Raw genomic sequence first — 18119 nt, 5'->3', positions numbered from 1 at the left:
GGGAACCTCATCGGGCGAAATCACGGACCCGCATGTTCCGGGGCTGGCTCGCGGCTGTCAAAGCGACCATGGATAGGTGGCTTTCCCGGGCATAAAAAAAGGGCGACCGATGGTCGCCCTGTCCCAAGTGTGAAAGCGGATCAGCGTGCGCTGGCGCGCAGCGCTTCGATACGATCCTCCAGCGGCGGGTGGCTCATCAGCAGGCCGGCCAGGCCGTGCTTGAGGCCGCCATTGATGCCGAAGGCGTTCAGGGTGTCGGGCATCTGCACCGGCACGCCCTGTTCCGAACGCAGGCGTTGCAGCGCGGCGATCATCGCGCCGGTGCCGGCCAGGTGGGCGCCGGCGGCGTCGGCGCGGAACTCGCGGCGGCGCGAGAACCACATGACGATGATGCTGGCGAGGATGCCGAGCACCAGTTCGGCGAAGATGGTCGCGACGAAGTAGCCGATGCCCGGGCCGTCCTCGTTCTTCAGGATGGCCTTGTCGACGAAGTTGCCGAAGATCCGCGCGAAGAACATCACGAAGGTGTTCACCACGCCCTGGATCAATGCCAGGGTGACCATGTCGCCGTTGGCGACGTGACCGATCTCGTGGGCGAGGACGGCTTTCACCTCATCGGGCGAGAAACGTTCGAGCAGGCCCTGGCTGACCGCGACCAGCGCGTCGTTCTTGTTCCAGCCGGTGGCGAAGGCGTTGGCCTCGTAGGCGGGGAAGATGCCGACCTCCGGCATCTTGATGCCGGCTTCGCGGGACAGCTCTTCGACGGTTTGCAGCAGCCACTGTTCGTGACGGGTGCGCGGCTGGCTGATGACTTCGGTACCGGTGCTCATCTTCGCCATCCACTTGGAGATGAACAGCGAGACCAGCGAACCGGCGAAACCGAACACGGCGCAGAAGACCAGCAGGCTGCCGTAATTCTGGCCGGTGAAGCGGTCCACCCCGAGCAGTTTCAGGGTGATGCTGGCAATCACCAGGACTGCCAGGTTGGTGGCCAGGAACAACAGGATGCGCATCATGGTGTAAAGCTTCTCCTCACGGCTGAAGGCACGGAGCGCGGTTCGCAGGCCGCCGGGGCGGGCGAACGGGCTCCTGATAATCATGCGGGGTTATATAAGGGGCGGTCCATGGCGATTCAATCGAGGGACTATTTCAAACTGTGTCGCCTTGCGCGCCCAGATTGCCCTCGAACAGCAGTCGGGTCAGCCCGGCCAGGCGTTCGCCGTCGCCCTGCGCCAGCGCCTGGCGCAACTGGTTGGCCAGGCTGGCCTGTTCGCGGCGCACGCTGGCCGGCGCCTCGGCCAGCGCCGCCGCGGCCCGGGGGACGATACGGGTAAGTCTTAGGAAGGCCTTTTCGCTGAGCACCGCCTGGTCGAGAGCCTCGTAATGAATGGTGTTGGCGAAGCGCAGGTAGCCTTCCTCGGCGAGCCAGAGCAACGCGCCCAGACAACTTTGGTGACGTTTGCTCGGCAGGCCGAACTCGTCCGGCGCCTCGCGGCCGATCAGGTCTTCGACGTAGAGCGCGGTCTTGCGCGGAAACGCCTGGTAGAGAAGCAGGAGGCCGCCAGCGGCGTCCTTGTGGAAGTCGTCGATCTGCAGGTCCATGGATGGGTCGCCGGGCAGGGCGGCGCCAGCGGCGCCGCGGGAGCGGGGGGGTTACTGCTGGTAGCCCTTGAGGAAGCTGCCGATGCGCAGGATCGCCTGCTCCAGGTCGTCGACGCGGGGCAGGGTGACCACCCGGAAGTGGTCGGGCCACGGCCAGTTGAAGGCGGTGCCCTGGACGATCAGCAGTTTTTCCGAGAGCAGCAGGTCGAGGACGAACTTTTCGTCGTTGTGGATCGGGCAGACCTTCGGATCGATCCGCGGGAAGGCGTACAGCGCGCCCATCGGCTTCACGCAGCTGACGCCGGGGATGTCGTTGAGCAGTTCCCAGGCGCGGTTGCGCTGCTCCAGCAGGCGCCCCGGCGGCAGGACCAGATCGTTGATGCTCTGGTAGCCGCCCAGGGCGGTCTGGATCGCGTGCTGCGCCGGGACGTTGGCGCACAGGCGCATGTTGGCGAGGATGTCGAGACCTTCGATATAGCTCTGCGCCCGCTGCTTGGGCCCGGAGATCGCCACCCAGCCGGAGCGGAAGCCGGCCACCCGGTAGGATTTGGACAGGCCGTTGAAGGTCAGGCAGAGCACGTCCGGCGCCAGCGAGGCGGTGGAGACGTGGACGGCGCCGTCGTAGAGGATCTTGTCGTAGATCTCGTCGGAGAACAGCACCAGGTTGTGCTGGCGGGCCAGTTCGACCATGCCTTCCAGCACTTCCCTGGAATACACCGCGCCGGTGGGGTTGTTCGGGTTGATGATCACCATCGCCCTGGTGTTCGGCGTGATCTTCGCCTTGATGTCTTCCAGGTCCGGCCACCAGTTGGCCTGCTCGTCGCACAGGTAGTGCACCGGCTTGCCGCCGGCGAGGCTGACGGCGGCGGTCCACAGCGGGTAGTCGGGAGCGGGGATCAGCACCTCGTCGCCGTTGTTCAGCAGCGCCTGCATGGACATCACGATCAGTTCCGACACGCCGTTGCCGAGGTAGATGTCCTCGATGCCGACGCCTTCCACCTGCTTCTGCTGGTAATACTGCATCACTGCCTTGCGCGCGCTGAACAGGCCCTTGGAGTCGCTGTAGCCCTGGGCGGTCGGCAGGTTGCGGATGACGTCCTGGAGAATTTCCTCGGGAGCTTCGAAACCGAACGGCGCCGGGTTGCCGATATTCAGCTTGAGGATGCGGTGACCCTCTTCCTCTAGGCGTTTGGCGTGCTTGAGCACCGGCCCGCGAATGTCATAGCAGACGTTGGCGAGCTTGTTCGATTTGCTGACCTGCATGATGTGTCGAGTCCCGAAGTGAGCGAACACCGTGGAACAGGCTGCGAAAAGCCCGCTGGATCGCGGCTTGGCAGGCTGTAACGCGGATGACAGACTGGCGTCTATAAGGAGCACGCATGATACGTGCGGCCCGTCCCCCGGAAAAGGGAGCGCCGGGCATTTTTCAGATCGCGAGGTAGAGCCGATGAGCAAGATCGACAAACCCCTGGACTCCTGGCGCGAGGAGTTGACCGAAGAGCAGTTCCACATCTGTCGCCTGGGCGGTACCGAACGCGCCTTCAGTGGCGAATACCACGCCACCAAGACCCCCGGGATCTATCATTGCACCTGCTGCGGCACGGCGTTGTTCGACTCCGACGCCAAGTACGACTCCGGCAGCGGTTGGCCGAGCTATTTCCAGCCGGTGGACGCCGAGGCGGTCCGCGAACTGGACGACTTCAGCCACGGCATGCATCGCATCGAAGTCCGCTGCGGCCGCTGCGATGCCCACCTGGGGCACGTCTTCCCGGATGGCCCCCGGCCCACCGGGTTGCGTTACTGCATCAACTCGGCCTCGCTGAAGCTGGTGCCGCGGGAGAGCTAGAGAGCGACGACCCGTCTTTGGTTCGGGTCGTTTTTCATTCAATCAATTTGTGTACAATTGAATTGCGAGCTACTTTGTTTCGAGACCCACCCTCAACAAGGAAGACAAGCCATGAGCGATTCGCTGCTGAGCATTCCCTGCACCACCATCAAGGGCGAACAGAAGACCCTGGCCGACTTCGGCGGCAAGGCGCTGCTGGTGGTGAACACCGCCAGCAAGTGCGGCTTCACCCCGCAGTACCAGGGGCTGGAGGCCTTGTGGGAAAAATACCGTGAGCGCGGACTGGTGGTGCTCGGTTTCCCCTGCAACCAGTTCGGCAAGCAGGAACCGGGCGACGAGGGCGAGATTTCGCAGTTCTGCGAACTGAACTACGGGGTGAGCTTCCCGCTGTTCAGGAAGATCGAGGTCAACGGCGCCGGCGCCCACCCGTTGTTCGTCAGCCTGAAGAAGCGCGCGCCGGGCCTGCTCGGCAGCCAGGGCATCAAGTGGAACTTCACCAAGTTCCTGATCGGCCGCGATGGCCAGGTGGTGAAGCGCTATGCGCCGACCACCAAGCCGGAGGAGCTGAGCTCGGCGATCGAGGCGCTGCTTGAATGAGCACCCGGGGAAAAGTCGCCAGGCCGGATGGCGTCGAAGAATCGCTGCTGCTCGACAACCAGCTGTGTTTCAAGCTGTACGCCGCCTCGCGCGCGGTGATCCGCGGCTATCGGCCGCTGCTCGAACAGATCGGCCTGACCTACCCGCAGTACCTGGTCATGCTGGTGCTCTGGGAGTGGCATGCGAGCCCGCCGGAGCAGCCGACGGTGAAGGCCCTGGGCGACCGCCTGCTGCTCGACTCGGGAACCCTGACGCCCTTGCTCAAGCGTCTCGAACAGCTCGGCCTGGTGGATCGCCGTCGCGCCAGTCACGATGAGCGGGAAGTGCACCTGACGCTGACGGTGCCGGGGATCACCTTGCGCGAACGGGTCATTCCGCTGCGCCAGCAGCTGATCTGCAGCACCGGTTTCGACCTCAACGAGATGTTCGACCTGCACCAGCGCCTGGGCGGATTGCTGTCGCGCTTCCGTCTGGTGGTAGGAGGCTAGCCGTCGTCGCGAGGCCGGCTAGTCGCTCGCGGTGAGCGGGCACCAACGGTCGAGGATGGCTTTCAGTTCATCGCGGTGGAAAGGCTTGGCCAGGTAGTCGTCCATGCCGGCGGCACGACAACGTTCGCGCTCGTCCGGCAGGGCGTTGGCGGTCAGCGCGATGATCGGCAGGCCGCCCCAGCGTCCGCTGTCGCGGATCTGCCGGGTCGCTTCGTAGCCGTCCATCACCGGCATGTTGCAGTCCATCAGGACCAGGTCGATGGGATGCTCCTCCAGCATCTTCAGGGCATTTAGCCCGTGTTCGGCGATCCATACCTGGCAGCCGAGCTTGTGCAGCAGGCCCTTGGCGACCAACTGGTTGACCGGGTTGTCCTCCACCAGCAGGACCCGGGTGTTGCGCTGTTCTCCCGTGGTGTCCGAGGCGCTCGACGGGGCTATGGCAGTGTGTTCGAGCACGTGTTTCAGGGCCTGGTACAACTGGTTGCGACTCAGCGGCCTGGCCAGTTGGCGCAGCGGCGACAGGCGGCGGGCCAGCTCCGGTTCGAGGAAACTGCCGTAGGCGGTGACCAGCAGGATCGGCGTACCGATGCTCGGACGCAGTCCCATCAGACAGTCCGGGCAATCCGATATCAGTACGTCGAGCGAGTGGCCGAGCAGGCTGTCGTCGGTCTCCAGACGCTTGTACTCCAGGCCCCAGCGCGGCAGCCAGGTTTGCAGCAGCTGCGCCAGCCCGCTGTTGGCCGAGCATTGCGCGATCACCCGGCCGCGCAGCGGCAGCGCCTGCAGCGGAGGGCTGACCGGCGCCAGCGGCAGGCCGACGCTGAACAGGCTGCCCAGGCCGACCGTCGACTCCACCGTCAGCTCGCCCTGCATGGCCTCGCACAGCTTGCGCGTGAGGGCCAGGCCGAGGCCAGTGCCGCCGTATTGGCGGGTGATACCCGCATCGGCCTGGGTGAACGGTTGGAAGATGCGATCCAGCGCCTCTTGGGCGATACCGATGCCAGTATCGCGCACACTGATGCGCACACCCTCGGCGGTGGCTTCCACGCGAACGTCGACCCGCCCCAGGCGGGTGAACTTCAGCGCGTTGGACAGCAGGTTGCTGACGACCTGGCGAATCCGCGTCGGGTCGCCGGAAACCTGGGCGGGCAGGGCGGGGTCGACCAGGCAGGTCAGCTCCACGCCGGCCGCGGCGTTCTGCGAGAGGAGGCTGGCGGTGTCTTCCACCAGGACGCCCAGGTCGAACGGGATCTGTTCCAGGACCAGTTGCCCGGCCTCGAACTTGGAGAGGTCGAGCACGTCGTTGAGCAATTCCACCAGCACCTTGCCGGAGTCGTGGGCGATCGACAGTTGCTGGCGCTGTTCCGGGGTGAGCGGGCCGTCGAGGCTCAGCGAGAGCATGCCGAGCAGGCCGTTCAGCGGCGTGCGGATCTCGTGGCTCATGTTGGCCAGGAAGCTGGCGCGGGCCTGGGCCATATCGAGAGCGGTCTGGCGGGCTTCTTCGAGTTCCTGGTTGGATAGCGTCAGGCGCGCGTTGGCGGCCTTCAGCTCGGCGGTACGGGCGGCGACGATGCTTTCCAGCTCCTCCAGGTACTGGGTCAGGCGGTTCTCCGCCTCCCGGCGCTGTTCGATCTCTACCGAGATGCGCCCGAGCTGGCGGTTGATGACTTCCACCAGCACGCCGATCTCGTCGCGTTCGTGGCCCTTGGGGCAGGGCAGGCGCATGCGTGCCGGCGAGCGTGGATCGTGTCCGCTGAGGGCCTGGATCAGGCTGACCAGGGGCTTGGTCAGCAGGGTATAGAAGAGCACCAGCAGGATCAGCGACAGCAGCAGGCTGCGCACGAAGCCGGAGAGCAGGGTGATGCCGGCGCGACGGAGGAAGTCGTTGCCGAACACGAAGGTGTCGATTTCCAGGTGCAGTACGCCGAGGGCCTCGCCCGGCGCATGGTCGACATGCAACGGGTCCTCGTAGACCCGCTTGTGGCCGAAGAGGAAGTCGCTGAGCGGCCGCAGGCGGCTTTCGGCGGGTTCGCGCGAGGCGCTGGCCAGCGGCAGGCCGGAGGTGTCGATGATTTCCGCGCGGACCACGGCGGGCGAGCGCAGCAGGCCGAGGACCAGCTCCTGGGCCAGCTCCGCATCGATGTTGTAGGCGATTCGCGCGGCGGGGTTGTGGCTGACGTCCAGCAGCGCGCGCACTTCGCGATTGATGGATGCGTCCTGGCTGGCATAATCGACGCCAACCTGAATCAGGCTGAGCAGGGTTCCCAGGATAAAGGCCACCAGCACGGTGAGGCTGGCCTGTTTGAACGACAGGCGATGGGTCAGCGCTATATCCATGGGGGCGGGGATCAGCCTTGGCGAGGTTCTGCCGCCTAGCATAGCCCATCCCGACCGTCTGTCGGGGTTCCTGGGCGCAACCGATGATCGATCCGTGACGTCAGTCCGATCCGAGGAGAACAGAGTGGATTCCCGATTGAGCGATTTTCTTGCCCGCGCCGAAAGCGTGCTCGCGCGCCTGGAGCCGCTGCTGCCGGCCGTACGCGAAGCCGTCGACTGGGAGCGCAGCCTGGCGGCGCGCTGGCACCGCGACGGCCGTAGCGGCTACCTGCAGCCGCTGGAGGTCAGCCTCGACCTGCGCCTGGCCGACCTGCTGGGCGTAGAGCGGCAGCGCGAGCAACTGGAACGCAACACCCGCCAGTTCGTCGCCGGCCAGCCGGCCAACCACGCCTTGCTCTGGGGGGCCCGCGGGACCGGCAAGTCCTCCCTGGTTCGTGCGCTGCTGGCCGAGCTGGCCGGCGCCGGGCTGCGCCTGATCGAGATCGAGCGCGACCACCTGGCCGACCTGCCGCGCGTGGTCGAGCAACTGCAAGGCCTGCCGCAGCGCTTCGTACTGTTCTGCGACGACCTCTCGTTCGATGCCGGGGAAGGCGACTACCGGGTACTCAAGAGCGTGCTCGACGGCTCGCTGGAACAGGCGCCGGAGAATGTGCTGCTCTACGCCACCTCCAACCGCCGGCACCTGGTTTCGGAGAAGCAGAGCGACAACGAGAACTGGAAGATGGTGGACGGCGAGCTGCATCCCAACGAAGCGGTGGAGGACAAGATCGCCTTGTCCGACCGTTTCGGCCTGTGGCTGTCGTTCTATCCCTTCACCCAGGAGCATTTCCTCAGCGTGGTTCACCACTGGGTGGACGTGCTCGCGGAGAAGGCCGGGCTGGCCTGGAGCTGGAGCGAGGAACTGGAGAAGGAAGCGATCCGCTGGGCGCTTGGCCGCGGCAACCGCAACGGCCGTTGCGCCTATCAGTTCTCCCGCTACTGGGTGGGCAAGCAACTGCTGGAGCGCCAGGCATGATCGATCTGCAGCAATCTGGCGCCGGGCTGGCCGGCTACGCCCTGCTGGCGGCGCAGGCCGAGGCGCTGTTCGCCGACGAGCGCGATTTCATCGCCAACGCCGCGCAGTTCTCCGCCTTTCTCTTCCATGAGCTGGGCGACCTGAACTGGGCCGGCTTCTATCTGAACCGCAACGAGGAACTGGTCCTGGGACCGTTCCAGGGCAAGGTCGCCTGCGTCCGCATCCCCTTCTCCAAGGGCGTCTGCGGCGCCGCGGCGCGTACCCGGCTGACCCAGCGGGTCGACGACGTCCACGCGTTTCCCGGCCACATCGCCTGCGACAGCGCTTCCAGCAGCGAACTGGTGGTGCCTCTGCTCAAGGACGGCCGCCTGGTCGCTGTGCTCGATCTGGACAGCCCGAGCGTGGGACGCTTCAGCGCCGAGGACCAGGCCGGGATCGAAGGCCTGGTGGAGATATTCCTGCGCCTGACGGACTGCTGAGCGACGCGTTCAGGCTTTCGCTGCGAGCTTGTCGAGGGTCCGTCGTTCCCCCGGCAGCAGCGCTTGCATCGCCGGGCGTTCGAGCATCCGCGCGAAATGCGCGGCGAGGGCCGGCCAGCGTTGCTCGTCCAGGTTTTCGCCGGCGTGACGCAGGTTGACCAACTGGCTGGCGATCGCCAGGTCGGCGAGGGTCAGTCGCTCGCCGACGAAGAAGGCCCGGCCGTCGAGATGGTTTCCAGGTAATCGAAGTGCGCTGGCAGCTTTTCCTCCAGCGCGCGACGCACGTCGTTTTCCTCGCAGGCCTGGCCCATCGCCGGCTTGAGTATCCGGTTGCGGAAGATTGTCAGCGTGGCCAGGGGAGCGATCTCGTAGTCGGCGTATTTTTCCAGCCAGCGCACCGCTGCGCGGCCGGCGGGGGCGTCGCCCTGGAGATTCGGCGGTTCGGGATAGCGTTCTTCCAGGTACTGGCAGATCACGCTGGAGTCGGCGAGGGCCAGGTCGCCGTCGCGCAACGCCGGGATGCGGCCCAGCGGACTGATCTCGCGATACCAGGCCGGCTGGCCGAACGGGGCGATCGCTTCCAACTGGTAGTCGAGGCCCTTTTCGGCCAGGAGCAGGCGGACCTTGCGGACGAACGGAGACAGCGGGGCTCCGTAGAGTGTCAGGCTCATAACGATTTCCTCGGTCGATATGAGCCTGGGTTATAGCACGGCTGCCGTAGGCAGGCCGGAATCAGTCGTAGACGTTCTTCTTCTTCCACAGGTCGTCTGCATCGAGGGCCTTCAATCCCTCGTTGAGTTCGCTGGGCTCCTCGCTCGCCGGCTGGCTGTTGTTCAGCACCATCGCGTTGGCGCGGGCCAGCTGCGCTTCCATCTGCTGCAGCTCCGCCTGGTAGCGCGCCAGCTCGGGCTGCTTGCGCAGGTACTGGGCGCCGCGTTCGAAGGCCAGGCGCGCCTGGCGCGGTTCGTTCTGCTGCAGGGCCTGCTGGCCGAGATTGCCGAAGAACTCGATATGCAGGCGCACCAGGAGGTGGCGAATCTCCTTGACCCAGATCTGCGCCTCGCTGCGCGGCAGGTGGCCGTCCTGGGTGAAACGGGTGAGCTGGGCATGCAGGGCTTCGAAGAGGAAGCGGACTTCCTTGGCCTTGTCCTCGGTCAGGATCGCCTGGGGCGGATTGCGCACCGGGATCGACTCGCCCTTGGCGACCAGCGCGCGCAACTCTTCTATACGAGCCTTGAGCCCGGCATCGGCTTTCTTCTCCAGCGCCAGTTGCTGCTCGCTGAGGCTGAGCTCGATCTGGCTCATCAACAGCTTCAGCGACGGGCTGACGAACTGGCCGGGAAGGCTCTCGGAAATCTGCGCGCAGCGCCGGACCCGGTCGTTGAGTTCGGCCTTCAGGCGCGCTTTCTCCAGCTTGCTGTTTTCCACCACGTGGTTGATATAGCCAATGGCGATGAGGAGGGCGATCCCGCCGATGATGAGGGCGGTAATGAGGAGTGGCGACACCTTGGGACTCCGCTGTAAGAATTTTCTCAGTCTAATGTCTTGGTGCTACCACTGATAGCAGCAGCTCATTATTTGCACAGAAGTCTTTGATTTAAAAAAATTTTCTCAGAAGGGTTGACGCCTCCCCGGACGCTCCATAAAATGCGCGCCACTTCCAGCGTGAAGCCAAACGCGAAACACTGGAAGCCGGAAAGATCTGTTGTAAGTTCCGGGCCGCGTCCCCTTCGTCTAGTGGCCTAGGACACCGCCCTTTCACGGCGGTAACAGGGGTTCGAGTCCCCTAGGGGACGCCATTGCGGGAATAGCTCAGTTGGTAGAGCACGACCTTGCCAAGGTCGGGGTCGCGAGTTCGAGTCTCGTTTCCCGCTCCAAACATGATCCAGGTTTCGGCCTGGGTCGAAGAGAAAAGGGCCTTCGGGCCCTTTTTTCGTTTCTGCGATCCGCACCGCCCTGGTGCTTTTCCCGATTCCCCCCATGTTCCCCTCGGCAGGCCGCTGTCCCGCCGCATCTGCTCGCTCGATCGTCGAGACGAAAAAGGCCACTCGTGGAGTGGCCTTCTCTGGTGGAGCGACGGCGGCGATCAGGGCAGCGCTTTGAGCACCGTCAGCAGGCTGGTGAGGTTGTCGGCCACGCCCAGCTGGCCGATCTTCTCGGTGGCGCCGCCGGCGGCGCTGGTATCCAGACTGTAGATCTGCATCACGCCCATGTTGGAAGCGGCCAGGGCCAGGGCGTTCTGCTGTTGCTGGGCAGCTACCGAATTCTCGAACAGGATGCCGGTGGAGTGGGCCATGGTCTGGAAGATCGAGCCCAGCGCCATGGCCGGGGCTTCACCGATCACCTTGACGTTGGACTGGGTGACGGCATCGGTGATCTGGTTGTTTACTGCGGTTGGGAAGCTCATGGTGATTCTCCTGAATCATTGCGAAGGATGTACGGCGATTGCTTGGACCCGGCGGGTCAGGCTCAGGTGAAGGATTTCAGTACGGTCAGCAGGCTGGTGAGGTTGTCGGCCACGCCCAACTGGCCGACTTTCTCGGTGGCTCCGGCATCGGCGGCGGTGTCGAGGCTGTAGATCTGCATCACGCCCATGTTGGAGGCGGCCAGGGCCAGGGCGTTCTGCTGTTGCTGGGCGCTCACCGCGTTCTCGAAGAGAATCCCGGTGGAGTGGGCCATGGTCTGGTAGATGGTGCCCAGCGCCATGGCTGGCGCCTCACCGACGACCTTGACGTTGGACTGGGTGACGGCATCGGTGATCTGGTCGTTGACTGCGGTCGGAAAACTCATGATGTGACTCCCTGTGAGTGAACGGCACGGCTCATGTCGTGCTGTCTTGATGAACGCTCCAGCCAGGGAGTTGTGAATCCGTCGGCGCCAGGCCTGGCGGGCGGCGAAAATGCAAGCGCCCCGCGAGGCGGGGCGCTTGTCGGTGCGGTCTCATGCGGCGGGCGGGTCGGGCTTGTCCGGCGGCGGTGCGGACGTGTTGTGGTTGCTCTGGTTGAAGATGGCGATAGCGTTCTCCAGTTGCTGCTTGAGCGAGCCGAAGTTCTGCTCGAAGCACAGGCGTACCTCGCTCTTCACTAGGTTGGCCAGGCGGTCGGCAATCTGCGACATCACCAACTGGTTGGCGCTTGCCTGGCCGCTCTGCAGGTGGCTGGGACGCAGTTCGGCCAGGCTGCCGGCGGCATTGACCGCCTCAAGAATCGCCTGCTCGCCGCTGCCCTGGGCGCGGAGGGCCTGGGTCGAGGCCTGCTGGACGTTCTGCAGGATCTGGCGGATGGAGCCTTCGGAACGCTGCCGGCCGTTCTCGATCACCTGTTCGGCCTGCTGTCGCGCGTGCACGGCCGGATCGCTGCTGGCGTCGTTGCCGAGGCCGAGCTGGAACTGTCTCAACTGCTCGTGTTCTTCGCTGGTGAGGGGGCGTTTCAGCCAGCGTTGCGCCAGCTGGACCAGATTCCTTCCCAATTCTTCCGAGATCGACATGCGCGGACTCCTCTGCGATAGACGCGCGGTGCGCGGGGTGTCGTGGCGAGGCTTCAGTACTGCTGCGTGCCGTCCGCCGAGGGGGCCTGCGCGCTGCCGCCGGTATCGCCGGGGTAGGCGGCGGCAGCGGCCTGCAGGGTGCTGTAGGCGGTGCTCAACTGCACCGCCAACTGTCCAAGGCTGGCCGGGTCGTCCACGCTGTCTCCCTGGGACAGGGCCTGGAGCCAGCCTTGCAGGCATTCGGTGAGGAGTGCCTTGACCTGGGTGACGAGGGTTTCGAGTTCTTCCTTCATGACGCTTCTCCTGGGGTGGGTGCTCATCCGAGCAGTTTCAGCACGGCCAAGAGCTTGGCCGCATCGCTGTCCGATATTTCCAGCAGGCGCTTTCCGCTCGCCGGCCTGCTGGGGGGCGGTTGGTCCCGTGTCTCCTCGCTGGCGTCCGGCGAACGCTGCGCCGGGCGGTCCGCGGCGGCGAGCGCGCGGCGTCTGATGTAGCGTGCGTAGGCGCTCATCGGTCGCTCCTCAACTGCTGCGGGTGGAGATGCGCACGACCGAGGCGGGGGCGGCGAACCCTTCGAAGCGCTGCAGCTCTCGGTCCCGATGGGGCGCGCCGGCCAGGTCGACGGCGCCGATGGTTTCCTCCCAGTAGGCGCTGCCCAGTTGCACCAGCAGGCGTTGGGCATTCTCCAGCGAAGCGACCGGTACCCGGCCGTGGCGGTCCGCGGCGGCATAGTTGAGCAGGAGCGCCATGCGGATCGCTTCGTCCTGTACGTTGGAGTGCTCGACACCCTGGCCGTCGGCGCCCAGCAGATAGGAGCGCCAGTTGAGGACCTGGGCGAAGAGGCGCCGGTAGGCTTCGAACTGGAAGTAGCGATCCTCCTCGGAGCGGTAGAGCGCGCACTGACTTACGAAGAACTGTTCCAGCGCGGGTTTCGCCCAGCCGGGTGTACCCGGGAGGTGTTCGCCCAGTTCGTCGAAGCCGCTCTGGCTTTCCGCCAGGGCATGGACGTACTGCATCTGTTGTGGGTCCAGGCGCTGTTCGCCCTGGTAGGCGATGGCCAGGCTGAGTTCCTTGAGCTGGTCGGTGCCGACGTATCCGTCGAGATGGCGCAGGCCACGGTTCAGGCGGTATTCCTGCAGCGAGTCGAAGAGGCCGGAGGCGCCGGTAATGAAATTGCTTCCCAGGTTGGTGTCGAAGCACAGCTCGGGGAACTTGCTGGCCAGATAGTTGCGGTAGTAGTAGGCATGGCCGATGCGCAGGCTGAACAGATCGCTCTCCAGCAGGCGGCGGTAGTAGCTGTTGCCGTCGGCGTCGCGGCTGGCCAGCGCCTGGCAGAGGTTCACGACGTTGGTGCGGGCGTAGTAGGCGACCAGGGCCTGGGTAGTCCCGCTGGTGATGTCGAAGCGGCGTAGCCGCAGGCCGGAGGAGGTCAGGCTGTTGCCGAAAAACAGTTCGTCGAAAAGGCCGGCGAGGGCGCTGGGCGCCTTGTCACGGTCCTGCAGGTTCTCCCGTTCGCGTAGCCGCGCCTTGCCCTGGCGGATGGTGTTGCCATAGCACTTCCAGGCATAGGCGGAGAGCGCTGCGTAGAAATCGTCCAGCGCGTTGGCGTTGCGCAGGAAGTAACCGCACAGCGACCGGTTGTCGTCGGACACCCCGGTCCCCTCTCCACAATGGATGTGCAGGACCACCTTGCGGGTTTCCGGCTTGCCGTCCAGGTAGCGGCGAAACACCGCGGCCTGTCCGAGGAGGAAGTCGAAGAACTGTCGGTACAGGCCGGTAGCGGTCTCCATGCCGAGCAGGTCGATGCCGACCAGCCGGGCCTGCGGTGGCTGCCCCTGCTGTATTTCGAAATGACGGAGGATCCTGTGCAGCTCGGCATCGAAGGCGGCTTCGCTGGCATAGCCATGCGCGGTGTGGGCGAGCAGGCGGTAGGCGGTCTTCTCGGAGGCGTTGAATTGTTCGAACAGGGAATCGAGGACGGCCACCTCGTCTTCCCCCGTCGCCGTCTGGGTATGGCTGATTCCTTCGTGGAGGAGGAACCCCAGCGTCAGGCAGGCGAATTCGCCCGGATGGCGATCGCGGATGGCGCCGCGGGCCCAGTAGGCGTCGTCGAACGGCGTGTACTTGTTGCCGCTCCAGATCTTGCGGTTGAAGTAGCGGACGAACTGGTCCGTCTCGCTGTCGCGAACCGCGCTCGCACCGAGCAGTTCCAGGGTGCCGAGGTAGATCGCCGGCTGGTCGATGGCCGCTGGCGGCGAGGTCCGGCCAAAACGTTGTGCCAGGATGAGGCAGGCGAGATAGATGTTCTCCGCCGCGCATTCGCCGCGCAGGTAGCCCTGACGGTCGGTCGCGGCGAACGGATTGCGCCTGACCATCCGCTGCAGAGCCAGTTCGAACAGTTCATAGTGCGCGGCCTGGCGAGCCTCCTCCAGCGCCTTGCCGTCGACCTCCGGAGCGACGCCGCGGGCACTCATCAGCAGCCCGATCAGGGAAAGCTCCTGGCCTTTCTCCAGGCTCACCTGCCGCTCGCCGACGCGGAAGACCCGGCGGTCGCGCGTCCAGCGGCTGTTGCTTTCCACCGGCAGGATGCCGGCGAAGTGACTATGGAAGTCGAAGGGATAGCGATGGAACCTGACCGGTTCTTCCAGCTTGAAATAGGCCATGACGGCTCTCCTGTGCCAGGGCCGGACGCCGCCGGCCCCGCCGGTGGTGGCTACGATTGGGTGTCCTTGCCGCCGCGACTGGCGAGGGTCTCGCTGTACTTGGCGATGCTCTGGTCGATCTTGTCGATGGCGAAGCTGGCCGATTCCGCCTCGATCGCCCCGGCCGCCGCGGCTACCGCGGCGGCAGCGCCCATCAGCAGGTCGGTGGCAAGGGCGCCGAGCGCGTCCTCGGCAGCCTGGGCCAGCTTGTTTTCGGCGATGTTCTGGGTCATCTGCCGGAGCAGGATCGCCTGGCTGGCCAGGGCGATCTTGCTGACTCCGTCGAAGTAGCTGGCGGCGGATTGCGCCACCAGCCCGGAGGCCTGGCTGATCATCATGTTCGGCGCGATGGCGATCTGCGACGGCGCATAGCCGGCGGTTTCGCTGTTGCTCATCTGCACCGCCTGCACGACTTGACTGTTCAGGGCGCTGGTGTCCGGCGGCGGCGCCTCGGTCTGCTTGAGCAGGCGCTCGCTCATGCCGGCCAGCGGCGAAGGGCGCGACGGCAGCTTCACGTCGCCGTTGGCGGACGCCCTGCCGCCGCTGGCTGGCGTCTGCCGGCCGGCCTCGCCGGGGGCGGCGGCTTGCTCGCTGTCGCCGGATGGCGCGGGCGCGGGCGCGGGCGCGGATTTCTTGCCGAAGCCGAACATGTCTGGGCACTCCTGGGATCAAGGGGCGGGTCAGATACCTTTCTTGTCTTCTATCGCCATGATCATCGACACCGCCTTGGAAACCACCGCGGTGGAGATCTGGTTCAGGGCCTGCTGGCTGTAGACTGCGTTCTGCAGGGACAGGCCCGCGGAATGGCTGGCGATCTGGTAGAGCGCGGCGATGGCCTGGGCCGGGGCTTCGGCGACCACCTTGACGTTGGTCTGGGTGACGGCATCGGTGATCTGGGCATTCACAGCCGTGGGGTCAGCCATGGGACTCTCCTTGAATGGGCAGGTGCTTGTCGGGCAGGGGGCCGGTCGCACGGGCCTCGACTCGTTTGTCAGGAATGAACGCGGCTGCGTCTGTCTTGTGAAACGTCGCCGGCGAAAAAGTCGGCGCTCAGCCGCGAGCGCAGCAACTGCACGCGCTTGCGCACCAGCGGCGGGGCTATGCCGAGCTGGCTGGCGATGTCGGCATAGGGCAGTTCCTCGATGAAGCGCAGTTCGAAGAGCTGCTGCTGTTGGCGCGACAGCGAGGCCAGGGCCTTGTCCACCTGGTCGAGACGTTCCAGCTGCTCCAGGCGCTCCAGCGGCGAGCCGACGGCGGCGAAGCGCTCCAACTGGCCATCGTGCAGGTCGATGCCGCGGTCGATGAGGCGGTCCTCGCGGATCTGGTGGCGCGCGCTGTCCAGGTAGACGTGTTCCAGGACCAGGAACAGGAAGCCCTGGGGGTCGCGTACCCGCTCCGGTGACTGGCGCAGGAACAGCAGCGCCTTGACCGCGGTGCTCGACAGCCATTCTTCGGCCCGATGGCTGTTGCCGCGCGCAAGGCGTTGTGCGCGTTTGCGCAGGCCAGCCTGCGCGGCACGCCAGCTTTCCTCGAACAGGCGATCGGAACCGGTTTCGTTGCCGCCTGGCTGATTCGGACGATCCATAACCGCTACCTCCCTGGTTGCTCGTGTCGGCGAGCAGTCTGTGAGGCGGGCGGTGGGCGAGGCTGTTACCTGGGTGACAGGGGCGCGGCTGGTAGTTCGGCCTTGCGTCGCAGGCGACCGAGGTCGTTGATCAGGATCCGGTCGTTGCGGCAGCTGATCAGCCCTTCGCGTTTCCATATTTGCAGTTGCGCGTTGAGCTTCGGGCGGCTGGCGTTGAGCATCGCTGCTAGGATGCTCTGGTTGGTCGGTAGCGTCGCGCAGGCTCCCTCGGGCTGTTCGCTCGCCAGGCTGGCCAGGAGATGGCGCGCCAGGCGCGACTCCAGGCGATGCAGGCAGACCCTCTCGACGAAACCGGAGGCTTCGCGCAGGCGCGAACAGAGGAGGGCCAGCGCGCGGTTGAGGAATTCCGTGTCGGCGATCAACGGGGCGAAGTGACGTCGGTGGAGGATCAGCACCGACGCCGCGCCGGAGGCGTAGGCGGAGGTCTCGCGGCGGTTCGGCTGGATCAGCGCGGTTTCCCCGATCACTTCGCCAGGACGGATGTCATTGACGATCAGTTCCCGCCCGTCCGGCCCGTAGAGCACGGTATAGAGGTGTCCGCCGAGGACCAGGCCGATGAAGTCTTCAGGGTCGTGCTTGAGGAACAGGACGTCCTTGTCGCGCAACCGGCGCTCCGACGCATGGGTCGCCACGTGCCGCAGCAGATCGGGCAGCCCGTGCAGCAGCGGGCACCGTTGCAGCAGGGTGTAGTGGCGTGAACAGCGGTCTTCCGTTGACTCGTTCGAGTGCATGCCTGCGCCTTCGCCAGATTGATCGGCAGCTCCGGCGAGGTACGACATGCTCGCTGCAGAGCAATCAGTGGGGACGTGTGCGGCGAAGGGGTGTGAAGCTCCGGCTACCCGGCAGAACTGCTAGGTACGGACTCGGCGCGCTCCGGCAATCGGGCGGGCGGTCCGTTTTTTATTCGGAAAGGGTAGCGAGGTTTGGGCTGGCGGGAGGCGGCCCCGAGCGCACGGATGGCGGTCGGGGCGGGACGGCCGGTGGCCGTGGCGGGCTCAGTGCCGCGGGCTGTCCTCGGGCAGCGCGAGCAACTGCTTTTCGCGGTTCCAGTCGAACGTTTCGCCGCGCTCTTCGGCTTCGTAGCGGCGCTCGTCGAGGCGCTGGAACAGGTCGATCTCTTCGTCCGGCATGAAGTGCAGGCAATCGCCGCCGAAGAACCACAGCAGGTCGCGAGGTACCAGGTGGGCGATCTGCGGATAGCGGTGGAAGACCTGGGAAATCAGGTCCTGGCCGAGGTATTGGGCGCCTTCCGGGTCGCGCGGCAGTTCGTCCATCAGCTCGTCGAAACGCTCGAGGAACAGCCCGTGGTTTTCTTCCGGCACCTGCTCGGCCTCGCCCAGGGCGCCGAGGATGTTGCGCAGGTGCTGGAGCAGGGCGAGGTGGTGCTCGAGGTAGGAGTTGGCCATGACGGGTCCTCTGGAAAAAAGCTGGGCAGTATAAAGGGTTTCGCGGCGCCGGCCAGTTTCAGCGGATCGCCGGGGACTGGCTCTGGCGCCGGCGGTTTTCCAGTTGCCGGCGTTCGCTGTCGAGGCGTCGCTGGTCCTGCTCCAGGCGCCAGCGCTGCTGGTCCAGTTGCTGCTGGCGGATCAGGTTGTCCTGCATCTGTCGCTGCTGCCGTTGCCGCTGCAGGTTCTGCTGCTGGCGTTGCAGTTGATCCTGCTGCAATTGCAGGCGTTGTTCGTCGAAGCGCTGGCGCTGTTCCTGGAGCTGGCGTTGGCGCTGTTCGCCGGCGCGCTGCACCGCCTGCTGGTGCGGCTGCACGCCATAGGGCGCAGGCGGTGCGGCCTGCGCCGGGGGCAGGAGGAGAAACGAGGCTGCCAGGCCGGTGGCAAGTAGCTTGAGCATGATGGCCTCCCGTACGTCAGGGATGTGCCCGTCGATTCTAGCCAATCGCCCGGGTTTGGGTGGGTGAAGACGACAAA

22 protein-coding genes, 2 tRNA genes and 1 pseudogene are annotated in these 18119 nt (G+C 65.5%); 7 read left to right on the top strand and 18 right to left on the bottom strand.

From position 1 onward, the window contains the following. Nucleotides 1-140: 140 nt before the first annotated feature. The 3 genes from htpX to HMPREF1224_RS16430 all read right to left on the bottom strand — a co-directional run bounded on the left by htpX (nucleotide 141) and on the right by HMPREF1224_RS16430 (nucleotide 2865). Nucleotides 141-1016, bottom strand: a complete 876-nt coding sequence (htpX, locus tag HMPREF1224_RS16440) for a protease HtpX (RefSeq protein ID WP_003090915.1) — start codon at nucleotides 1014-1016, stop codon at nucleotides 141-143. Between the two features lie 133 nt (nucleotides 1017-1149). Continuing rightward, complete coding sequence (locus tag HMPREF1224_RS16435; protein ID WP_003115276.1) at nucleotides 1150-1602, bottom strand: hypothetical protein; 453 nt, start codon at nucleotides 1600-1602, stop codon at nucleotides 1150-1152. Between the two features lie 51 nt (nucleotides 1603-1653). Continuing rightward, nucleotides 1654-2865, bottom strand: a complete 1212-nt coding sequence (locus HMPREF1224_RS16430; RefSeq protein ID WP_003090913.1) for a pyridoxal phosphate-dependent aminotransferase — start codon at nucleotides 2863-2865, stop codon at nucleotides 1654-1656. Nucleotides 2866-3049: 184 nt separating this feature from the next. Between HMPREF1224_RS16430 and msrB the strand changes: the two genes are divergently transcribed. The 3 genes from msrB (at nucleotide 3050) to ospR (ending at nucleotide 4533) form a co-directional block, all read left to right on the top strand. Beyond that, nucleotides 3050-3448, top strand: coding sequence for a peptide-methionine (R)-S-oxide reductase MsrB (gene msrB / locus HMPREF1224_RS16425; protein WP_003090911.1), 399 nt, complete (start codon nucleotides 3050-3052; stop codon nucleotides 3446-3448). A gap of 111 nt (nucleotides 3449-3559) precedes the next feature. Continuing rightward, nucleotides 3560-4045 carry a glutathione peroxidase gene (locus HMPREF1224_RS16420; RefSeq protein ID WP_003090910.1) on the top strand — a complete coding sequence of 162 codons (486 nt, stop codon included), beginning with the start codon at nucleotides 3560-3562 and terminating at the stop codon, nucleotides 4043-4045. After that, nucleotides 4042-4533 carry a hydroperoxide stress response transcriptional regulator OspR gene (gene ospR / locus HMPREF1224_RS16415; RefSeq protein ID WP_003114767.1) on the top strand — a complete coding sequence of 164 codons (492 nt, stop codon included), beginning with the start codon at nucleotides 4042-4044 and terminating at the stop codon, nucleotides 4531-4533. Before HMPREF1224_RS16420 ends, ospR begins: the two co-directional genes overlap by 4 nt. Before the next feature lie 18 nt (nucleotides 4534-4551). Here the strand turns inward: ospR and sagS are convergent, their stop codons facing one another. Next, nucleotides 4552-6912, bottom strand: a complete 2361-nt coding sequence (sagS, locus tag HMPREF1224_RS16410; protein ID WP_003116565.1) for a two-component system sensor histidine kinase/response regulator SagS — start codon at nucleotides 6910-6912, stop codon at nucleotides 4552-4554. 82 nt (nucleotides 6913-6994) lie between these two features. Between sagS and HMPREF1224_RS16405 the strand changes: the two genes are divergently transcribed. Further along, nucleotides 6995-7885, top strand: a complete 891-nt coding sequence (locus HMPREF1224_RS16405; protein WP_003098802.1) for an ATP-binding protein — start codon at nucleotides 6995-6997, stop codon at nucleotides 7883-7885. After that, entirely contained in the window at nucleotides 7882-8364 is a 483-nt protein-coding gene (locus HMPREF1224_RS16400) for a GAF domain-containing protein (protein WP_003090905.1), read from the top strand. The genes HMPREF1224_RS16405 and HMPREF1224_RS16400 overlap by 4 nt, the downstream gene beginning before the upstream one ends. Before the next feature lie 9 nt (nucleotides 8365-8373). On the opposite strand, the pseudogene HMPREF1224_RS0111980 reads toward HMPREF1224_RS16400, so the two are convergent. Next, nucleotides 8374-9035: pseudogene (locus HMPREF1224_RS0111980) on the bottom strand (glutathione S-transferase family protein). A 61-nt stretch (nucleotides 9036-9096) separates the two neighbouring features. Continuing rightward, nucleotides 9097-9870 (bottom strand): hypothetical protein, encoded by a 774-nt coding sequence (locus tag HMPREF1224_RS16395; protein ID WP_003090903.1) that lies wholly within the window; start codon nucleotides 9868-9870, stop codon nucleotides 9097-9099. Nucleotides 9871-10087: 217 nt separating this feature from the next. Between HMPREF1224_RS16395 and HMPREF1224_RS16390 the strand changes: the two genes are divergently transcribed. Next, a tRNA-Glu gene (locus HMPREF1224_RS16390) sits at nucleotides 10088-10163 on the top strand. A 2-nt stretch (nucleotides 10164-10165) separates the two neighbouring features. Beyond that, a tRNA-Gly gene (locus HMPREF1224_RS16385) sits at nucleotides 10166-10241 on the top strand. A gap of 209 nt (nucleotides 10242-10450) precedes the next feature. Here the strand turns inward: HMPREF1224_RS16385 and HMPREF1224_RS16380 are convergent. The 12 genes from HMPREF1224_RS16380 to HMPREF1224_RS16325 all read right to left on the bottom strand — a co-directional run bounded on the left by HMPREF1224_RS16380 (nucleotide 10451) and on the right by HMPREF1224_RS16325 (nucleotide 18042). Beyond that, nucleotides 10451-10771 carry a RebB family R body protein gene (locus HMPREF1224_RS16380; RefSeq protein WP_003108983.1) on the bottom strand — a complete coding sequence of 107 codons (321 nt, stop codon included), beginning with the start codon at nucleotides 10769-10771 and terminating at the stop codon, nucleotides 10451-10453. 62 nt (nucleotides 10772-10833) lie between these two features. Continuing rightward, entirely contained in the window at nucleotides 10834-11154 is a 321-nt protein-coding gene (locus HMPREF1224_RS16375; RefSeq protein ID WP_003108980.1) for a RebB family R body protein, read from the bottom strand. A 150-nt stretch (nucleotides 11155-11304) separates the two neighbouring features. Then, the gene (locus tag HMPREF1224_RS16370) at nucleotides 11305-11850 is read right to left on the bottom strand and encodes a hypothetical protein (RefSeq protein WP_010793165.1); all 546 of its coding nucleotides are present in this window, start codon (nucleotides 11848-11850) and stop codon (nucleotides 11305-11307) included. 53 nt (nucleotides 11851-11903) lie between these two features. Next, nucleotides 11904-12143: a hypothetical protein gene (locus HMPREF1224_RS16365; RefSeq protein WP_003116567.1), complete on the bottom strand. Its 240-nt coding sequence runs from the start codon at nucleotides 12141-12143 to the stop codon at nucleotides 11904-11906. Between the two features lie 23 nt (nucleotides 12144-12166). After that, on the bottom strand, nucleotides 12167-12361 hold the full coding sequence (locus HMPREF1224_RS16360; protein WP_003116569.1) for a hypothetical protein: 195 nt from the start codon (nucleotides 12359-12361) through the stop codon (nucleotides 12167-12169). Between the two features lie 10 nt (nucleotides 12362-12371). Next, nucleotides 12372-14513: a hypothetical protein gene (locus tag HMPREF1224_RS16355; RefSeq protein WP_009876711.1), complete on the bottom strand. Its 2142-nt coding sequence runs from the start codon at nucleotides 14511-14513 to the stop codon at nucleotides 12372-12374. Nucleotides 14514-14563: 50 nt separating this feature from the next. Continuing rightward, entirely contained in the window at nucleotides 14564-15202 is a 639-nt protein-coding gene (locus HMPREF1224_RS16350) for a hypothetical protein (RefSeq protein WP_010793164.1), read from the bottom strand. Nucleotides 15203-15232: 30 nt separating this feature from the next. After that, nucleotides 15233-15475: a RebB family R body protein gene (locus HMPREF1224_RS16345; RefSeq protein ID WP_003090893.1), complete on the bottom strand. Its 243-nt coding sequence runs from the start codon at nucleotides 15473-15475 to the stop codon at nucleotides 15233-15235. 68 nt (nucleotides 15476-15543) lie between these two features. Beyond that, nucleotides 15544-16137 carry an RNA polymerase sigma factor gene (locus tag HMPREF1224_RS16340; RefSeq protein ID WP_003090892.1) on the bottom strand — a complete coding sequence of 198 codons (594 nt, stop codon included), beginning with the start codon at nucleotides 16135-16137 and terminating at the stop codon, nucleotides 15544-15546. Between the two features lie 65 nt (nucleotides 16138-16202). After that, the gene (locus HMPREF1224_RS16335) at nucleotides 16203-16928 is read right to left on the bottom strand and encodes a Crp/Fnr family transcriptional regulator (RefSeq protein ID WP_003108957.1); all 726 of its coding nucleotides are present in this window, start codon (nucleotides 16926-16928) and stop codon (nucleotides 16203-16205) included. A 264-nt stretch (nucleotides 16929-17192) separates the two neighbouring features. Beyond that, the gene (locus HMPREF1224_RS16330; protein WP_003090890.1) at nucleotides 17193-17603 is read right to left on the bottom strand and encodes a PA2817 family protein; all 411 of its coding nucleotides are present in this window, start codon (nucleotides 17601-17603) and stop codon (nucleotides 17193-17195) included. A 58-nt stretch (nucleotides 17604-17661) separates the two neighbouring features. Next, nucleotides 17662-18042 (bottom strand): PA2816 family glutamine-rich protein, encoded by a 381-nt coding sequence (locus HMPREF1224_RS16325; RefSeq protein WP_003119883.1) that lies wholly within the window; start codon nucleotides 18040-18042, stop codon nucleotides 17662-17664. Nucleotides 18043-18119 lie beyond the last annotated feature (77 nt).

Origin of the sequence: Pseudomonas sp. P179 (assembly GCF_000478485.2) — a bacterium.
Taxonomy (GTDB): domain Bacteria; phylum Pseudomonadota; class Gammaproteobacteria; order Pseudomonadales; family Pseudomonadaceae; genus Pseudomonas; species Pseudomonas aeruginosa.
The sequence above is the reverse complement of the archived record's forward strand: the minus strand, read 5'-3'. Positions and strand labels throughout refer to the sequence as shown.